This window comes from Corynebacterium sp. MSK310, from assembly GCF_030227355.1.
Classification (GTDB): domain Bacteria; phylum Actinomycetota; class Actinomycetes; order Mycobacteriales; family Mycobacteriaceae; genus Corynebacterium; species Corynebacterium rhinophilum.
On the sequence record NZ_JASPFZ010000055.1, the window covers coordinates 1 to 490 of the forward strand.

Here is a 490-nt window from a genome sequence, read left to right on the forward strand (position 1 = left end):
GACTTTCCGTCGTTTTACCCCCGCTGATATTTGCGACGTGTACTCTGCCGAACAGGGGTTATGCGTGTCGGGTGTGTGGGTTTTACCCCTGGTGTCTTTTCGGGTGGGTAGTCTGATGCCTAGTTAGACGAAAACGCATTCGACCATTCATGTGGAGTAATCGGGGTACTAACACGATGACAAGTAGCACACCACCACCCACCACAACAGGCCACGATCCAGTAGGCGACATCATAACGGGGGATACCCGTCCAGCCGGCGAGTCACTAGACTACAACACCGCTACTGATGGTGAGGCAGATGTACCGGTAGTCTTTTATGCCACCAACACACCACATAACCCTATTGCTGCAGCTGGAGTTAAGGCTAGGAAGAACTCCTGGTTGTTCTACCAATCACTACTTCCGGACTTAGATGATGACGTGGATCTGACACTGACCAGCTTGGCTAAAGACCTAGGCCTAACCTATAGCATCCTATCTGGCATTAT

1 pseudogene is annotated in these 490 nt (G+C 51.0%); it reads left to right on the forward strand.

Annotated elements, in window-relative coordinates:
* Positions 1-176 precede the first annotated feature (176 nt).
* A pseudogene (locus QP891_RS11705) lies at positions 177-490 on the forward strand (hypothetical protein); the annotation flags it as partial.